1 protein-coding gene is annotated in these 320 nt (G+C 74.7%); it reads right to left on the bottom strand.

Annotation, left to right across the window (positions count from 1 at the left end):
* Positions 1-105: 105 nt before the first annotated feature.
* The coding region (locus B7767_RS32225; protein ID WP_306298015.1) for an oxidoreductase C-terminal domain-containing protein at positions 106-320 on the bottom strand (215 nt) is incomplete at its 5' end.

Raw genomic sequence — 320 nt, 5'->3', positions numbered from 1 at the left:
GCCCCGCCAGGGGCGCGGGGCCGTGACGTGCGCGGCTCCGCCGCGCGGGCGCGGGGAACCACGACGGCGCCGCAGGCGCGCGGCACGACGCAACCCGGCGGACGCCTAGGCGAGAAGGCCCTCCAGCGGCACGTGCGGATCCGCCAGCGCCTCCGTGTCCACCCGCACGCCGGACCGGATCAGCCCCTGGATCGGGTCCGTGACATCCCACACATTCACGTTCATCCCCGCCAGTACGCGCCCCTCCCGGACCCAGAACGCGATGAACTCCCGCTTCCCCGCGTCACCACGGATCACCACCTGGTCGTACGACCCCGGCG

The organism is Streptomyces sp. 13-12-16, assembly GCF_002114215.1.
Taxonomy (GTDB): domain Bacteria; phylum Actinomycetota; class Actinomycetes; order Streptomycetales; family Streptomycetaceae; genus Streptomyces.
Note: the sequence above shows the minus strand (reverse complement) of the source record. Positions and strands in the feature narration are given on the sequence as shown.